Origin of the sequence: Paraburkholderia sp., from assembly GCF_026225065.1 — a bacterium.
Taxonomy (GTDB): Bacteria; Pseudomonadota; Gammaproteobacteria; order Burkholderiales; family Burkholderiaceae; genus Paraburkholderia.
Genome location: NZ_JAMFSB010000411.1, coordinates 13,833 through 31,503 on the forward strand (window position 1 = coordinate 13,833; position 17,671 = coordinate 31,503).

Annotated in this window: 15 protein-coding genes; 3 read left to right on the plus strand and 12 right to left on the minus strand. The window is 62.4% G+C overall.

All coding sequences use genetic code 11. From position 1 onward, the window contains the following. The 4 genes from M0954_RS28395 to M0954_RS28410 form a co-directional block, all read right to left on the minus strand. Positions 1–987 carry an alpha-ketoacid dehydrogenase subunit beta gene (locus M0954_RS28395; protein WP_220795610.1) on the minus strand — a complete coding sequence of 329 codons (987 nt, stop codon included), beginning with the start codon at positions 985–987 and terminating at the stop codon, positions 1–3. 56 nt (positions 988–1,043) lie between these two features. Next, entirely contained in the window at positions 1,044–2,084 is a 1,041-nt protein-coding gene (locus M0954_RS28400; RefSeq protein ID WP_297356813.1) for a thiamine pyrophosphate-dependent dehydrogenase E1 component subunit alpha, read from the minus strand. 34 nt (positions 2,085–2,118) lie between these two features. Then, on the minus strand, positions 2,119–3,450 hold the full coding sequence (locus M0954_RS28405; RefSeq protein WP_297356814.1) for an NAD(P)H-dependent oxidoreductase: 1,332 nt from the start codon (positions 3,448–3,450) through the stop codon (positions 2,119–2,121). A 376-nt stretch (positions 3,451–3,826) separates the two neighbouring features. Further along, entirely contained in the window at positions 3,827–4,816 is a 990-nt protein-coding gene (locus M0954_RS28410) for a sugar-binding transcriptional regulator (protein ID WP_297356815.1), read from the minus strand. An 86-nt stretch (positions 4,817–4,902) separates the two neighbouring features. On the opposite strand from M0954_RS28410, the gene M0954_RS28415 reads away from it, so the two are divergent. Then, complete coding sequence (locus M0954_RS28415) at positions 4,903–5,742, plus strand: hypothetical protein (protein ID WP_123387351.1); 840 nt, start codon at positions 4,903–4,905, stop codon at positions 5,740–5,742. Positions 5,743–5,776: 34 nt separating this feature from the next. Further along, positions 5,777–6,382 carry a hypothetical protein gene (locus M0954_RS28420; protein WP_122155806.1) on the plus strand — a complete coding sequence of 202 codons (606 nt, stop codon included), beginning with the start codon at positions 5,777–5,779 and terminating at the stop codon, positions 6,380–6,382. A gap of 19 nt (positions 6,383–6,401) precedes the next feature. Here M0954_RS28420 and M0954_RS28425 read toward each other — a convergent pair whose 3' ends face one another. From M0954_RS28425 to M0954_RS28460, 8 genes are all read right to left on the minus strand, one after another. Beyond that, entirely contained in the window at positions 6,402–8,360 is a 1,959-nt protein-coding gene (locus tag M0954_RS28425) for a response regulator (RefSeq protein WP_297356816.1), read from the minus strand. Between the two features lie 24 nt (positions 8,361–8,384). After that, complete coding sequence (locus M0954_RS28430) at positions 8,385–10,196, minus strand: ATP-binding protein (RefSeq protein WP_297356817.1); 1,812 nt, start codon at positions 10,194–10,196, stop codon at positions 8,385–8,387. After that, the gene (locus M0954_RS28435) at positions 10,193–11,284 is read right to left on the minus strand and encodes an ATP-binding protein (protein ID WP_297356819.1); all 1,092 of its coding nucleotides are present in this window, start codon (positions 11,282–11,284) and stop codon (positions 10,193–10,195) included. The genes M0954_RS28430 and M0954_RS28435 overlap by 4 nt, the downstream gene beginning before the upstream one ends. Then, on the minus strand, positions 11,269–11,655 hold the full coding sequence (locus tag M0954_RS28440) for an anti-sigma regulatory factor (protein ID WP_166660966.1): 387 nt from the start codon (positions 11,653–11,655) through the stop codon (positions 11,269–11,271). The genes M0954_RS28435 and M0954_RS28440 overlap by 16 nt, the downstream gene beginning before the upstream one ends. 107 nt (positions 11,656–11,762) lie before the next feature. Further along, the gene (locus tag M0954_RS28445) at positions 11,763–12,122 is read right to left on the minus strand and encodes an STAS domain-containing protein (protein ID WP_074268641.1); all 360 of its coding nucleotides are present in this window, start codon (positions 12,120–12,122) and stop codon (positions 11,763–11,765) included. Positions 12,123–12,156: 34 nt separating this feature from the next. After that, positions 12,157–13,074, minus strand: a complete 918-nt coding sequence (locus tag M0954_RS28450) for an STAS domain-containing protein (RefSeq protein ID WP_122159047.1) — start codon at positions 13,072–13,074, stop codon at positions 12,157–12,159. A 264-nt stretch (positions 13,075–13,338) separates the two neighbouring features. Next, entirely contained in the window at positions 13,339–14,346 is a 1,008-nt protein-coding gene (locus tag M0954_RS28455; protein WP_297356821.1) for a helix-turn-helix domain-containing protein, read from the minus strand. A gap of 400 nt (positions 14,347–14,746) precedes the next feature. Then, entirely contained in the window at positions 14,747–15,631 is an 885-nt protein-coding gene (locus tag M0954_RS28460; protein WP_297356823.1) for a CHAD domain-containing protein, read from the minus strand. Between the two features lie 328 nt (positions 15,632–15,959). Between M0954_RS28460 and M0954_RS28465 the strand changes: the two genes are divergently transcribed. Then, positions 15,960–17,669, plus strand: coding sequence for an ATP-binding protein (locus tag M0954_RS28465; RefSeq protein ID WP_367279543.1), 1,710 nt, complete (start codon positions 15,960–15,962; stop codon positions 17,667–17,669). Positions 17,670–17,671: the final 2 nt, after the last annotated feature.

Sequence of the window (17,671 nt, forward strand, 5' to 3'; positions counted from 1 at the left end):
TCACCCTCTCCTGCCGACGATGCGCCGTGCCGCCGCGACGATATCGTCGATCTGCGGGACCGCGGCCTTTTCCAGCTCGGGGTTGTACGGCAGCGGACAATCGGCGCCGCCCAGCCGAATCACCGGCGCGTCGAGGTAATCGAAGGCCTCACTCTCGCACGCAATGGCAGCGATCTCCGCACCTATGCCGAGCTGCTGCACGCCCTCGTACACGCAGATCAGCCGCGAGGTCTTGCGAATGCTCTCGATGATCGCTTCGCGGTCGATCGGCCGGATGCTGCGCAGGTCGATCACTTCGGCATCCACACCTTCCTGTTCGAGCTGCGCTGCGGCTTCCAGCGAGCGGATCGCCATAATCGAGGTCGCCACGATCGTGACGTCGCGTCCCACGCGACGCACAGCCGCCTTGCCGATCGGCACGGTGTAGTAGCCCTCGGGCACCGGTCCTTTGCTCTTGTACAGCAGCTTGTGCTCGAAGATCATCACCGGGTCCGGGTCTTCGAGCGCGGCCAGCAGCAGGCCCTTCGCATCGTGCGGTGTGCTTGGCTGGACCACCTTCAGGCCCGGCACATGAGCAAACCAGGCTTCGAGGCTCTGGCTATGCTGCGCGGCCGCACCGGTTCCCGAGCCCGCCGGAAAGCGCATCACCAACGGCACCGACGCTTCCCCGCCCAGCATGAAGCGCATCTTGGCCGCCTGGTTGACGATCTGCTCCATCGCCAGCGTGGCGAAGTCGGAGAACTGGAATTCGTAGATCGGCCGCGAGCCGGTCATCGCCGCGCCCACTGCGACGCCCGCGCCGCCCAGTTCGGAAATGGGCGTGTCCATCACCCGTTCCGGTCCAAAGCGCTGGTAGAGGTCACCGGTGACCTGAAACGCGCCGCCATAGACGCCAATGTCCTCGCCCATCAGGAACACGCGCTCGTCGCGCTCCATCGCAATGGCCATCGCTTCCTGAATCGCCTGGGCGTAGGTCAGTTCGCGCACTGCGTCGTGCGTCTTCTCTGCTTGCACCGTATGCGTGTGTTCAAGCACGTCCGCTGTCATTGCTCGCTCCCAGTGGTCGACGCATACACGTAACGGGTCAGTTCGGCCCGCGCCGGCGACGGACTGTTCTGTGCAAACTCGAGGCCGGCCTCGATCTGCGCTTCGACTTCTTCCCGCAGCGTGGCGATACTTGCGGCATCGAGCAAGCCGCACTGCAGCAATTCGTTCTCGAATCGCACGATTGGGTCGCGCGCACTCCACGCGTCGATTTCCTCGCGCGTGCGGTAGCGATTGCGGTCGCTCTTCGAGTGGCCACGCAGACGGTAGGTCTCGCATTCGAGCAGCGTAGGCCCGTTGCCCTTGCGTGCATGAGCAACGGCCTCTTCGCTGGCGTTGAGCACCTCGACGAAGCTGTTGCCGTCGACGGTCACGCCTGGCATGTCGTAAGCCAAGGCGCGCTGTGCGATGTGCGCGACCGCAGTGGAACGCTCCACCGACATCGACATCCCGTAGCGGTTGTTCTCGCACACGAAGATCACCGGCAGTTTCCAGATCGAAGCGAAGTTCAGCGATTCGTGGAAGGCGCCCTCGTTATTGGCGCCGTCGCCGAAGAAACACATCACCACGCGGTCCTTGCGCTGCCGCTTGATGGATAGCGCGGCGCCCACCGCGATCGGCATGCCGCCGCCCACGATACCGTTCGCTCCCAGGTTGCCCCGGCTCACGTCGGCGATATGCATCGAGCCGCCGCGACCGCGGCAATAGCCGGTCTCCTTGCCGAAAAACTCCGCGAACATGCGCTTCGGGTCCGCGCCTTTACCGATGCAATGGCCGTGGCCACGGTGCGTGGAGGTGATGTAGTCGTCGTCGGTGAGCGGCAGCGTCGCGCCAATCGCGCTCGCTTCCTGGCCGATGGAAAGGTGCATGGTGCCGTGGATCAGGCCACGCATATACGCCTGCTCGGCGCTCTCTTCGAAACGCCGCACAAGAATCATCTTGCGCAAGGCTTCGCGCAGCGTCGCGGCCCCGTGCCGGAACAATACCCCGCGCAGTGCCATGGCCGGCCTGGTGGGCAATGCTTCTACGATCTCCTGCATGTCCATCCTCCTTGACGGGCGGTGCACCCGTTCGTTACGCGACGGCGAGCGGCTTGCCGTACACCATCTCGTCCTGCAGGCGGCGTAGCGCGACGATCGGCGAGTCGCTGTCCACGGCGCAGTTGCGATAGGTCAGCAGTTCGCCGCGGCGAATCGGCTGCGTGACGCGGCCGTTTTCGATCAGCCCGCACGGCACGGCATGCTGCGCGCGCGCGTCGCCCACGGTCATGGCCCACGCTCGATAGGTGTATTCACCAATCGCGTCGAGCCGTTCGCCCGGCTGCAGGTCTTTCTTGGCGACGGCGCAGACCTCGACGACCGGCACCGGCAACGGCTCCATATCCGCGCGGCGGTACAGCACCGAGCGCGCGCAGGTGAGCGGCACTTCAAGACTGGTCAAGTGATACGGGCGATAGAACGTGTAGTACGGCCCCGCGCCGAGCTTCAGGTCCTCCATCCGCTCACGCAGGCGCGGATGCGCCAGTTCCGCGACGACGAACACGCCGGGCGCCACGCCCTTGCCTATCGTGTAATCGACCACACCCTTGCGCGACAGGATGCCGCCATCGGCCACCGGGCACAGCACCTTGTGCAGTTCCTCGAGCGTCGCCGACGGCCCATGCATGCCGGGCACGTCCGGCGTGAGGCCGGTGGCGTTACCGATTGCCGCCATCTCGACCGCCGTCTTCGAACCGTCGACGAACTCCACCAGCATGCGCGGATTCATGTTGCGGCGTTTGGCCTCGTCCATATAGACATCGGGCGTCGCGTCGATATTGAGCGGGTTGTTCTTGCCCTTGCCCGCTGCGACGATCGGATAACCGAGCGCGCTCACGAACTGGATCAGTTCGATAGTCGAGCTCGGTTCGTCGCCGGCGCCCAGCGAATACACCACGCCTAGCCGCTCCGCCTCGCGCCGCAGATAGGCGCCGATGGTCACGTCCGCTTCCACGTTCATCATCACCAGGTGCTTGCCGTGCTCCATCGCCAGCAGGCCGATCTGCGCGCCGACCGCGGGCTTGCCGGTGGCGTCGATCACTACGTCGATCAGGTCGCTCGTGCAGACCGCGTTGACGTCCTGCGTAATCGCAATCTCGCCGGCCTCGATCGCCTGTTCGAGCGCACTGCGCGTGTCGACCATCCGGTAACCCGTGTCCGCGCCGTTGGCGACACGCACGGCGGCGCGCGCAGCCTCGGGCCGCAGATCGGCGATCGCGCCGATTGCCAGGCCGTGCATCTGCCGCACCTGGGTCACGATATCCGTGCCCATCTCGCCGCTGCCAATCAGACCAATGCGAATCGGACGTCCGGAGGCGGCACGCTTTTCGAGGTCGGCCGCGAGGCCACTGGGAGTGATGTTATGCATGGGCATTGCTCCTGAAATTCAGCGCACGAACGCGCGAAGACGGATCGGCAGGCGCTTACTCGTTCCTAAATCGAACAGAACTTCTGTATTTCAGAATAGCACTTTGTTCACGCAAGGGACAAGATCGAATTTTGCCCGAACCGCGTTTTCAGGCTCGGTATTTACCCGTACGCGGACGCGTGCCTACGACGCGCCGATGGCGACGTCCAAGGTTTATCTGGAGCCTGAAAGTTCAGAGGAGAACGAACGAGCGCACGCATGCGCAAGCGCGCGCTGATTAATGCGGAGGGAGGAGAAATTTGGGTAGATGCCGGTCAGGCGGCGCGCGCAGGTCAATCAGCGCACGCCACCCCCACCGTTTTCGGGGACGTGCTACTCAGCCGGGGCCGGCAAGTTTCAGCACGTCTTTTGCGGTGTACTCGTCCGTGATAAGGACGGTCGGCTTGATTATCTTCAACGCGGCCGCGAGCGCCGGCACCTTGCTGGCCCCGCCCGCAGCCATCACGCGTACGGGCACCTTCTTGATGATATCGAGCGGCACCGACATCACGCGTTCATTGATCGGATGATCGACCAGGTTGCCGCCGGCATCGAAGAAGTTGAACAGCACGTCGCCCACTGCACCGGCCTTCAGCAGCGACGCCCGGTCGGCGTTGGAGATAAATTTCGACACGTGCGCCGTCGCATCCGCCCCCATGCCCGCGGCGCCGAGCACGACCGCGTCAAGCGCCTTCGCGAGTTCGAAAATATCACCAAGGCCGCAGCGTTCGATCAGGGTCTGACGCGTGGCCGCACTATCCACCACCAGCGGTGCGGTCATCAGATAGCAATCCGCCTGAAACAACGAAGCAAAACGCCAGGCGAATTCAGCCGGGTTGAACTTGCGCGCTTTCATGATGCCGCCGAGCAGCGACACCACGGAGACATTCTCCACCGTGCGCTCGCTCATGAAGGCGAGCGAGCTGACCAGGGTCCGGCCCCAGGCCACGCCAATCCGCATGTCGGCGCGCACCAGCGACGACACATAGGCGCCGGTCGCCGCCGCGATCGGGCCGGTTGCGTCGGCGCCGCGCGCCGAGAGCGGCACGACGATCGCCTCGTCGATGCCGAAGCGGCCTTCGAGCAGACGCTCTGCCTCGACGCACTCCGCCAGCCGATCGCCGATCGTGATCTTCACTTCATTGCGCTCGCGCGCAGCCGCCAGCAGGCGCACGACGGTCACGCGTCCCACTCCCAGCTTCAGGGCGATTTCGTTCTGGGTCATTTCCTCGACGAAATACATCCACGCGGCCCGCAAACGCAGACGCCGCGCGGGATTCTGTTCGTCGTTCTCGACGCTTTCCGGGGCAACACTCGCTTTCTGCAACCTCGGCTCCTATGATGAAAAAAGGCAATCTACGCACTGAACACTTGTGCTATCTTAACTTCAAATGTTGCAACATTGAGACGCCCATGGAGTCAAAATCGCCCTTGCCGCAGCATCTCAGCCGCGACATCAACCAGCTCGGGCTCGCGCTGCGCGATTGTGCGCGTCAACTGCGTTACGCGGCACGCAACGTGCCCGGACCGCTCAGAAGCGACCGGCCCGTGGCGCCGCTCGCGTCTTCCGCGACACCGCTCAAACCGTCCCCCCATCTATCGCTGGAATCGGTCGCTCATCTTGCGGACGGCCTGATCGAAACCGCCGAATCGTTTGCGGGTCACGCTGTACCGACCCTGCAGGATCACTGGAAATCGCCGGTTCTGCTGGAACCGCTCACGACTTACCTCGAGATGGCCAGTGGCCCGGCAAAGACGCTGCGCAAATTTTCGATGTCGTATTACGCGGCGGCAAAGCGGATGATCATGCAAAGCGGCGCAACCGACGTGCTGATTTTCGAGCACCGCATCTGCACGACGCTCGAACGCATGGGCGCGGCGTTGTCGGCGCCGCAAGCGGCCCGTGCGATGTCCTCGCGCAGCGCGCTATGCCTCGCATGCGCACAACTCGTGTTGTCGCTGCTCGATACGCAACCGATCCGCAGCACCCGCTTCGAAGTCCTACCGGATGTCAATGCACCGTGGTGGCTCGTCACCGAACCGAACGCCTATGTGTTCCTGATGCTGTCGTTAGTGTCGCTCGCGAAGGACACCTGTACTTCAGGCATCCCTACCGAACCCGATGCGGCAGTGCGATTTTTCTCCGACGTAGTGGGTGCGCGCGAAACAGCGTTCAAGCAGGCACTCAAGGGCCCCGAACCGCTGCATGCGTTGAGTCACGAAATCGAGTACGCGATCGCCCATCTTTGTTGAGGCCGGCGCTGCGTGTCTGCGAGGAGTTGTGCGAATGAGCCAACCGATCTGTAGCATCGAAGGACAGGAAATAGCGACGTGGAAGCGTGTGCAGAAGCTCACGCTATGCCGCCAGCTTTTGCAACGGTGCTGCGACGAGTACCGCGAACGGCACGCGTTGCCGGTCGAAATCGATGACCGGAATTTCACCACAGCGTTTTTTGCGTGGATCGATGTCGTCGAGCGCAGTGCAGACTATCGCCGTCAGAACGAACAGGACTACTTCCAGTTCGTGTTCGGCGTGCTGCTGCGAGATTTGCTGCGCGAGAAAGCGATTCACCTGAAGAAAGACGCGTCGACGCAGTTGCGGCCGTCGCCGGGGAACATCGCCGACTGGTGGCCGACCGGTTACGTGCTGACCCACTTTTGCATCGGCACGCTCAAAGCCACCCTGCGCGAACAGTGCGCGGTGGAAGTGCAAGCGTCCGACGCGATCTCCCACCCGGCGGTATGGCAATCGTTTCGCGAGAACATGATCGAGGAGCCCGGCCTTGCCATCGCGTTCTTCGACAAGTTCATGGGACTCGAGCCGAACTGGCGCGAACCGACCCAGATCAATAACCGGCCAGCCGCAGCGCGACGTCCCGCGAAAATCCAATAGCGTTCGCAAGAACGAATGCTTAGGCCTCCGACACTCCGCTTCCGGACAGACTCGAGGTCTTAGGGAAGCGAGTCTCGATCACACGGTGGATCTCGTCCACTGCCACCGGTTTGACCAGGTGATAGTCGAAACCCGCGTCGTGGGATCGCTGACGGTCGCCCGCCTGACCGTAACCGGTGACGGCCACTAACAGCGCGCTGGCGGTGCTATCCAGCTTGCGCATTTCCTGTGCGAGCTGAAAGCCGTCCATACCCGGCAGGCCCAGATCCAGCAAGACAACCTCAGGCTTGAACTGCGCCGCGATTTCCAGCGCCTGTGTTGACTCGTGCGCAATGCGTACGTCGTAGCCGTCCGCTTCGAGAACCATCGACAGAAGAGTCGCCGCGTCCACGCTGTCGTCCACCAGTAGCAGGCGCAACGCCGGTCCTGTACCTGGTTCGACGGGTAATGCCGCGACGGGCTCGTCCGGCACCGCCGGTTGCCCCGACTGCACGCGGCGCGTGAGCGGCAAGCGCACCACGAACTCGCTGCCCTGCCCGGCGCCAGCCGAGAATACCTGGATCTGGCCGCCGTGCAATTCCACCAGCGTGCGCGCCAAAGGCAGGCCGATACCGAGGCCACCCTCAGAGCGTTCCAGCGAGTTCTGCGATTGCACGAACAGATCGAAGATATGCGGGATCGTCTCAGCACTCATCCCAACCCCGTTATCGCGAACGGTAATTTGCACGTCTTCATCCGACTCGTGCACGTCGACCAGAATTTCGCCTTCTTGCGGCGTATATTTCACCGCGTTCGAGAGAATGTTGCCGAGCACCTGCGCAATCCGTACGCCATCGCCGACGATGTACACCGAGTCGTCCGGCATCTCGGTTCTCAGCGTATGCGCTTTTTTGGTTAGCGCAGGCGCGACGGTTTCGATGGCCGCTTCGATCGCTGCGACAAGACTGACGTTCTCCTGGCGTAGCGTGATTTTGCCCTGCGTGATACGCGCCACATCGAGCAGGTCGTCGACGAGCCGGCTCAGATGCCTCACCTGGCGTCCGATCACCTCGCGCATCGTTTCGAAATTCTGTGTGGTGGGCGCGCGGCTCGGATCGAGCAACTCAATCGCGTTGCGGATCGGGGCAAGCGGATTGCGCAACTCATGCGCGAGCATGGCGAGAAACTCGTCCTTGCGTCGATCCGCGTCACGCAACACCATTTCGTTGGCCTTGCGCTCGGAGATATCGTTGACGATACCGGCTAGCCGATAGATCGAGTCACGCGAATCGCGCACCGGAAAGGCGCGCTCGGCAACCCAGCGTGTCGTGCCGTTGGGACGCACGATCCGGTATTCGATCTCGTACGGCGTGCCGCTGGCAAGCGCCCGGTACGCCGCCTCGACCGTGGCTTCGTCCTCCGGGTGAACGCTGCCTGCCCAGTGCGCCGGTCCTGGCTGTGGCAGGATCGCCGAGTCTCCCCACAAATGATGATAAGCAGGACTGACGTAAAGCAACTGATCCGTCGCCGGGTCGAGCATCCAGAACACGTCGTCGATGTTTTCCGCCATCTGCCGAAAGCGCTCCTCGCTTTCGCGCAAGGCACCCTCCGCGCGACGCACGCGCAGCAGCGCGCGCACGTGCGCGATGAGTTCGGCGGGTTCGATCGGCTCAACCAGGTAGCTGTCCGCGCCTCCATCGAGCCCTCTGATCCGGTCGATACTCTGCACCGCAGCAGCGGAGGTCTGCAGCACCAGAATGGCCGCCGTCTCTGGAGAGGCCTTGATCTGCCGGCATACCTCGAAGCCGTTGATGTCCGGCAGCTTGACGTCGAGCAGAATCAGGTCGGGCAGTGAGGCCCGCGCAAGCTCAAGGGCCTGCGTGCCATTGGCGGCCTCGATCACTTCGAAGCCGGCACGTGAGAGGATTCGACTCTTCGCATAGCGGGCGCCGTCGTTGTCGTCGACGTTCAGTATCAGGTTGGCGGTCGCGTCATTCATGGAAGATACTTGTCCGTGGATCGGTCATGGGGCGCTCAACATCGCGTCCAGCGAAGTGAGCAGTTCGTTGCCCGACAGCGGCTTGATAAAAAAAGCGTCTGCGCCAAGAGACTCGGCGCGGCCACGCTGGTCCACATCGCTCAAAACAATCACCGGCACGTGCCGTTTGCGTGAGTCGCTGGCCGCTCTCACCGCGCCTTCGACCCGGCTTAGAAGCGAGTCATGCTCGCGCAATTCGCCTAACCAGGACCAACCGTCTTCGCGTCCGGATTCCATATCGATCAGCACGGCACACGCTGCCGTCATCGCCAGCGTCGACCTGGCTTCCCGCACGGTGGCCGCGGTGGCAGACCGGTAGCGCGTGTTGTGCAAGGACGCCTCGTAACGCAGCCGGTCATTCAGACTGGTCGACACAAAGAGCACCATATCGCGCCCGGTATCGGCATCGCTAGCGAGAGGCGGACGAGACTCCTGCCCGGCGATCTGCGGTAGATACGCCGGAATGGTCGCCGTGAAAGTCGAGCCGTTGCCGGGCTCGCTCACCAGACCCACCGTGCCGCCTAACAGCTTGCAGAGCTTGTTACACAGCGGAAGTCCGAGGCCGGTGCCTTTTACATAGGTCTGCAGCCGGTTTTCCACCTGTTCAAATTCTTCGAAAATACTTTGTTGATACTCAGACGCAATTCCGATGCCCGTATCCGAAACCGCGAACGTCAACAACTGCTGGTCAGCGTCGTATTGCGCCCGCACACGGACTTCGCCGTGCTCGGTAAACTTTAATGCATTGGATACAAAATTGCGGAGAATCTGCGAAACCTTGCCTTCGTCGGTGTAGACCGGTGGAATCTCGTCGCACGGCTCGAACACCAGTTCGACGTCCGCCGTCGGCAAGAGCGGGCGTAGCATGCCACGCAACGCCGAAAAGAGATTAGCGACCTCGAACTCGGCCGGGCGCAATTCGACTTTGCCCGCTTCGATCTTGGCGAGATCGAGCAGGTCGTCGACGGTCTCGGAGAGCTCTTCTGCCGCCTTGCGGATGAAGCGAACCTGTTTGGCCTGCTCGTCCGTCAATTCGCCGTCGGTGCGATCCATCAGCAGTTTCGACAGCGCGCGGATGGAATACAGCGGCGAACGGAACTCGTGACTCATGTTCGACAGGAAGCGCGACTTGGCGTCGTCGGCGCGGCGCAGATGGTCTGCGCGCTCGTCCAGTTCCGCGTAGAGCGCGACCACGCCGCGATTGGTGTCTTCCAGTTCGCGGGTGAGCCGCGTGAGTTCTTCCTGACGTTCCTGCAGTTCATCGAGCGCCGCAGCCAGCTCGCGACTTTGCCACTGCATTTCGTCGAACGAACCTCCTGCGCCCGGCGTAACGGTTTGCTGGGCGAGCACTGCAGCACCTTTATCGACAGCGAGCGGCGCCTGTGCCGACAGGTGTTTCACCAGCGTGACGATGGCGTCGCCTGCCACGTCGTCGATCGAACACGCATCCATCAGCCGTTGAGCCGCGAGTACCCCGAGCGGACCCGGAACCTCGCCGCTGTCGGTGTGTTCGGCGCCGGCCGGCCTTTCTAGCAGCTTTGCGACAGACGTTGAAGGCGCCACCAGACGGATCAACAGACCTGGCGGTTGATCCGCCCTCTCAAGCAAAAATTCGGCACGGCCGCCGGAGGTCGCGAGGAATACGACCCGTGCAACCTCGAGCACGGAGGTTGCGATGCGGATCTGATCATGCTTTGTGAAAGCGAGCGCTTCGCTGAGTTCGCGGGCACGCCGGCGTGCGGCGACCACTGAGAGTTCGCTGTCGAGCGGAAGAACTTGCAGCGACTCGGCCATCATGCGTCCCCGCTGCGCCGCGCGCGCGCGACAAACACCGTCACGTCGTCGCGACCGCGCGTGAAGTCGCGATAGAGTACCGCCGCAATCAACGCGGGATGATGCTGCGCCAGACCCGGGTAGTGGCCCAGGTCCCAGCGCGTTGCGAGGCCATCGGAATGGAGAATCAGTATTCCGTCATGAGGCCAGTCGACCTGAAACTCCTGGGTCTTACGCATCTGATGGCCCACGATGCCCGCGTGCGACACCAGATGACGATGACTCGACGACGTCCACACGCTTGCTGCGATATTGCCGACGCCGCAAAAGCGTGCGCTGCCGAGAGCGCCTTCTCCCGCCTCGGGTGCCGGAATGCTCGCGACGCCGAGCGCGGCGCCGCGCGTTGGCCGCAGCGCTTCATGCGACACCGCGACAATCTCCGTCACGCCCGCGCCGCCGCGCCGCGCAAACGTCTCCGTTGCGGCAAGCGCTGCTGTGTTGGCAAGCGGGCCGTGCCCCAGGCCGTCGACAACCAGCACCTGGAATTCGCCGTCCGCGTAGCCGCACATCCACGCGTCGCCGCACAGCGTCTCGCCGCGCAGCGGCAGATTGATCGCGCCGTACACAATCGGCGATGGATTCTCTGGCACGCTCGCGTCGGCCTCCTCGGCCCACGTCACGATACGCATTGCCGTACCGCGGCCTGGCGCGCTCCAGATGTCGAGCTCGTCGCTCAGCCGTTGAAGCGCACCCATGCCGTTGCCAGGACTGCCGGCCGTCGTGTAACCGTCGACAAAACAGGCGTGCAGATCGAGGATGCCAGGGCCGTTGTCGATCGCGAGCAGTTCGACGCCGTAACGGACAGGCAGCGGCGAGCCGGATTCGCTCTCGCGGACAATCGAGCGCACCAGCAGTTCGCCGCGTTGCGCATGTTTGATCTGATTGGTCGCGCACTCGGTCACGATGATCGCCAGCTTGCCGAGCACCGTGTCGTTGAAGCCAACGTTATACGCCACTTCATTGATGCCACGCCGCGCAAACGAAATCGAGCTAGGATCGCCGATCTCGAACTGCCGCTGGGTCACGCTCAGCCCATTCAAAACGGTTTCCATTTGGTCACCGAAATATGTGTACCTTCGCCTGGCGCCGAACGGATCTCGAACTCATCGCACAGCCGCTTGGCGCCGCCCAGGCCCAGACCCAGACCGTTGCCGGTGGTATAGCCGTCGGACAACGCACGCGCCAGGTCTGCGATGCCAGGTCCGTTGTCGATGAACTCGAGCCTCAGGCCAACACGGCCGTTACGTCGCAACGTGTATAAGTGTACGTCGCCTCCCCCGCCATATATCAGCGTATTGCGCGCGAGTTCGCTGGCCGCGGTCACAAATTTCGTCTGATCGATCAGCGAAAAACCGTGGGCCACCGCCTTTTCGCGCACGAGACGCCGCAACCGCACGATCTGTTCATCGGAGCGAATCGGCATGATCTCGTCAGGAGGCTGACCGTCAGCGCCTACCGGGCCCGCAGTCTTGTCGTCGCTGGGCATGGAGGATAGAGGGCTAGGCTCGATTGTCTTGCCGGGGATCGTGCTCAAAGCGGTGACGTACCGGTCAGGAGCGCCATGCCTTTTTCGACGTTCAGCGCGGTACGCACGCCGGGGAGCGCCAGTCCGAGTTCGACCAGCGTGATCGCGACGGAAGGCTGCATGCCGACCACTACGGTTTCAGCGTCGAGCACACGGGCCATCGCGGCCGTGTCGCCGATCATCCGGCCGATGAACGAGTCCACCACATCGAGCGACGAAATATCGATCAGCACGCCTTTGGCGCGATCTTTGACGATGCGGCTCGTCAAATCGTCCTGCAGCGTCATGGCGAGACGATCGTGCATGTCGACCTGAATGGTGACAAGCAGAAGTTTGCCCATCCGCAGAATCGGAATGCGTTCCATTGTCGTGGTCCGGTTGAACCCGCGTGAGCCGGCGTCAGTCGCCGGCGAACTGGTTGCCGCGCAACGGACCGGGTGCGCCGGGCGCTTCGCCATGCGCACCCGCGCCCGAGACCGACTTGCCCGTACGGCTCAGCGCCACGACGAATGCGTCCGCGAGGGTAGCCTTGGTGATGACGTTCTGCAGATTCACCCCGAGGTGAACGATGGTCTGTGCGATCTGCGGACGGATGCCGCTGATGATGCAATCCGCGCCCATCAGCCGGGCGGCGGCCACGGTCTTGAGCAGATGCTGCGCAACGAGGGTGTCGACTGTGGGCACGCCGGTGATGTCGATGACAGCGATAGCCGCGCCCGTATCGACGATCTTTTGCAGCAGGCTTTCCATCACGACCTGGGTGCGCGCGGAATCGAGCGTACCGATCAGCGGCAACGCCAGAATCCCGTCCCACAACTGCACGACCGGCGTCGACAGTTCGAGCAGTTCCTGCTGCTGACGCACGATGACCTGCTCGCGGCTGGTCTGGAAGACTTCTGTGGTGTAGAGGCCCATCGCATCGAACAACGTGCTGATAGTCCAGGTGAGCTCGGCGAGAGTGGCAGGGTCGGCCGCGAGTTCGACACGCAAGCGGGCGAACAGCGGTTCCTTCAGGGAGAACACGAACATTGCTGTTTCGACAGGCGTAAAGCCTTGTCGCGCGCGCTGCGTCGAAACATCCGCGAGAAAGCCGCGCACTTCGTCCCACCCTCGAGTCTTGAAGTCCACGCGGTCTGACGATTCAAGTGCCGCACAGACGACGGCAACGAACTGCACAAACTGGTCACGCAATTGCACTTCGGTAACACCGCCGCGGCGCGACGCAATTGCATACTGCTGCGGCACCCATTCGCCGAGCAACTCGTTTTGTCGTTCATTGAAGAGTCGAGCGAGACGCGTTCCGCCAAGCGTTTCCATACAGTGTCCCCAGTCGATGATCAGTTGACGGCGCAACGCGCCGACAATGTCGTTTTGCTCGCGCCCAGACCAACTGCTCAACGGCGCAATGGACTTTAACATGGGCCTGGGCGTCATCACAACGGCACATGCCGATTGCTGCGCGCCTTGCTGGACAAGGCTGGCGCGGATCGCGACGGGGCTTCATCCGCTAGGTCGAATGTGCCTGAAGGCGAATGATCGACAGTTCTAAAGGTAACAATTACGTGCGGCAGCTGGCCGTGCCTAAGCCGTCTCTGCAGCCAAAGCCCGGAAGTCCTGCGGCGCCATATCGAAGGCCCGCCGGAATGCCCGCGTAAAATCCGAAGCGCTTTTAAAGCCCACACCGTAGGCAATCTCCGTCACGGTCGCGTGCGGGTAGCGCGTCAGATCTTCAGCCGCGCTGCGCAGCCGGAGATGACGGATATAGGCGCTCAGACCGCCCTCATGTTCAAACAGGCGATACAGGCTCCGGCGCGGAAACGGCAGCGCGCCGAGCACGCTCTCGGGCGAAAGCGTCTCTTCGTAAAGATGCGACTTGATATAGCGTCGCGCCTCATCGAACATGACCGATCGGGCCGCCGCGCGAGCATTGCCACTCAGCCCCGCGTCCTTGCCAAACCCCGCAACGAGCAGTTGGGCTCCCGCGCGTATGGCGCTGTCCGCTTCGCCGGCACTCATGCTGCCGATGTTCTGGGCGAGCGCCGCCACGTGCCTGACGATCATCCCCGCGAGCGGCGCCGCACCGGAAAGCGCGCGGCAGTGGATGGCTTCCGGATCGGGAAATACTTCCTGCACGAGTTCGCCGGGTACAAAAAACGTCAGCACCCTGCAGTCATTGCGCTGCATGCGCACGGGCTGGCCCATATCCAGCGCAACGATCCTCGCAACAGCAGGCTTATCTTCGCGCTGCCTGGGCAGGGCGATGTTCGCGATTCCGCCCTCCAGAAACACGTGGAAGACGAAATCGCGCACGCTGTCGACCGAGATCCGCGCCAGCGAACGCTCGAGCACCATCAGATCCGAGCGGCAGTCGGTGAATACCAGATCGCCGACCTGATAACGATCGATCGAAGCCTGGAAGGGTCTTTCCAGATCGGACCGCGAGGGCAAGACGTCAATGACATGGCCAACGCGATCGCGCCAGGCGAGCAAACGCCGCTGCGGAGGTTCCGCCTGCACATTGAAATGGCTGTAGGCAATGCCCTGTTTCATCGGGCGGCGCAGATCAGCCGGACTAACGCGGGAGTTCATTTAACGCAATTCTTGTACTGGAATGGTCCCCCAGAGGTCTGCTGGGGTCGTCGCTCCTGAAATTTAACCGAAAAATTCACGTTGCATGAATTTTTCCAAATTGGAGGACGAAAAAGGATTCGCCCGGCGTCAAAAACAGCCGGGCGAGTTGCGTAGACGATACAACCAGGCCGCCAATGCGATAATACGAACTCTCTCAGGTTCTGGCACGGCCCTCGGATGGCCAGAATCCTTCGCCGACCGTAACCCGGTCGGCTTTTTTTATTTGATTTTTTTGTTTTTAGTCAGATTGCTCATTGGGTCTCTCCGCCCGCTCTAGCATCCGGACGCCATTCTGACCGATTTTTACTGGCAGGCTTGACCGTGTGTGCCAGTTTTGGGGAGTTTTTTACTGCTCCCTTCATAGCAGCTTCGCAGCAGCGCGAATCCGGCGCTTACGCTGCTTCTCCAGAGCCGCCAGAGCAGTAGCGACCGATCGGCTATTACTGAATATGTCGCGGCTATTGCCTCGCAACAGCTCTTCGCTCGCCACCACGTCGTTTAGCGCGCCGAACCGCTTCTGGAGCTTCTTCAAGCCCTTCAGCGTTTTCAACTGCTTTCTGGAAAGCAGCGGCTCGAAAAATTCGAGCAGGTAGCGAACCTTCTTCCCCGCCTTGCGGACGTCGTGATACGAGGTGTATTCGCCGCCCTTGGCGCCTCTGGCGCGGCGCATGCGTTTGTGAAGCGATTTCTCCGCGGCCGCCACGCGCTTGCGGGCAAACTTCTTCAATGGCGTCGGTTTGCGCATTTGGCGCAGGGTGTCGTTCGCATCGTTCAGGGCGTCCTGCAGTTCCGAGTTGATGCCGGCGTGAGCCAACCTCTCCCGGCTGTCGCTGAGCGCAGCGGCGCGTGCGGAAAGCAGACGCTCAGTGGGCGCCCGCTTCTCGCCCAGGGCATCACTGAGCAATTCGATCAGGATGTCCCAATCGCGTGTTTTGCCGGCGGCGCCGGCGAGAGACCTGAAGCGATCTCCCTGCCGCCCCTCCAGTTCCTCGCCAAGCAGCGGCCGGTAGGCCCAGAGAAGCGTTCGCAGACGCCTGAGCGCAACCCGCAACGTGTGCAGAACGTCAGCGTCGGAGTCCGAGCGCAGCGCTGCCGCAGATGAATTCGCCTCGTCAATCAAGGGTTTGGCATAGTCAGAAAAGCGCGCTTCAGCGGCATCGGGCTCGGAGCCCTGTTCCTTTTTCGTTTTCATCTCGTCTCCAGCTGGTAGCCGACCGGTTTCCGCGGTCACGGCATCCTGCATGTGGGGCACGTTTGATGGGGTGAGCAACCTGCGTACCCACACACAAACCGGCGCAGCGAAAGCGTGCTCGCAGGCGTTACGGGTTAACCCGCTTCAGGCAAAACCAATCCGTCGACGCCCGACACGACGAGCATACCGACGACATGCGTGAGGACTCGCGCCCGCTCCGCGCGAAAGCCTCGTACAATCTTCTTCGGAGCGATTAGCCAAGCCTTGTCGCCTGCAGACGTGCCTCTGCCGCGAGATGCCATCCTATCGTCCTGCGGGGCTTCATGCAGCCTTCCCATCGCGACAATTCACCTGCCCTTTCTCAGCGCGCCTCAATGCCATGGAAAGCAATTACAGACCCGCACAGACGGACGTGCTCCGTATGCGTTCCGCGCGGCCAGCGGACCATGCCGCGGAAAACAGCGTACTGCTGAGGCTCGCTCGAGCCCAGTCAGGATCGCGCGAGCAGCTCTTGCAGGAGATAGCAGACGCTGCCCTGTCGCTCTGCGACGCGGGTAGCGCCGGCATCAGTCTCATGGAAGGCGTCGACGCCGAGCGGCACTTTCGCTGGCTGGCCGTGGCGGGTTTATGCGTGGGCTTGCAAGGCAAAACGACCGCATGGCACGAATGCCCGTGCCGGCTGGCGGTGGAATCCGCGGAGCCCCAATTATTTCTTCTCCCGCAAGATCGCTTTCCCAGCTTGCAGTTTCCCGGCGTGGAGATTGCCGAAGGACTCATCGTGCCGATTCCGACTGACAATGGCCTCGTCGGCGCGATATGGGTGATGTCGCACACCCCGGCACGCCAGTTCGATCTCGAAGACGTGCGCCTGCTCTCGGACCTGGCGGTCTCGGCCGGTGCCGCGCTGACCACCGTGGATGCCCGCGATACCGGCGAGGAAAGCGAACGCCGGCATAGCGAATTCATAGCGATGCTCGGGCACGAGCTTAGAAACCCAATGGCGCCGATCGACAGCGCGGTCGGCGCCGCCATCAAGCTCTGCGCGGAAAATCAAAAAGCGGTTGAAGTCCTGACTATTGCGCAGCGGCAGATGAGGCATCTGCGAACGCTGGTCGACGACCTCCTCGATGCCGCGCGACTAAAGCATGGCAAGCTCGCCATCAAACACAGCGATACCACGCTCAACGAAATTGCCTTCGATGCCGTGACCGCCGTCAAGCACCACATCCAGTCGCGGCGGCACTCACTCAGGTTGACCGGCCTCGAGAAGCCCGTGCCCGTGCGTGCCGATCACATCAGGCTAAGCCAGGTGCTCGGCAATCTGCTGTCCAACGCCGCGAAGTACACGCCGATCGGCGGGACCATCGAACTGGCGGTAAAGATCGTGGCCGAAGACCGCGAGCCGGAACAGAAGGATATGGTTGTCATAGAAGTGACCGACAACGGCATTGGCATCGACAGCGCGGTCCAGCCGCATGTATTCGAACTCTTCGCCCAGTCTGCCCGCGGCAATGCCCGCTCAGAAGGTGGACTGGGAATTGGTCTTGCCGTGGCCAAGCGCATGGTCGAGCTTCACGACGGGACAATCTCGCTGCAAAGTGAAGGCAGCGGGAGGGGCACCTCGGTCACCTTGCGTCTGCCCATCCTGAGCGTCCGCGACGAATCAGCGGTCACCGGCGATACGACCGAATCGCTAGGCCTGGGATCGGTGCGTCTGCTGCTCGCCGACGACAACGCGGATGCGTTGCAGTCGCTCGGCATTTTGCTGGAACTGGATGGACATCACGTCACGATGTGCGGCAGCGGGCGCGAAGCGGTGCGCCTGATCAAGGAAGAGCTGCCCGAGGTTGCCATCATCGATGTCGGCATGCCCGACATGGACGGCTTCGATGTCGCCCATGCGGTAAGGTCCGACAGCCAGTTCGACGATGTCCTGCTCGTGGCGTTGACCGGCTATGCCGCGGAATCCGACAAATCCCGGGCACTGGCCGCGGGTTTCGACTATCACCTCACCAAGCCGTTGTCGCTCGACAAGCTGCGCTACATCCTGGCGAATCGTGCCGGCGGAAAACTGGGCGGCATTGTCTGAGC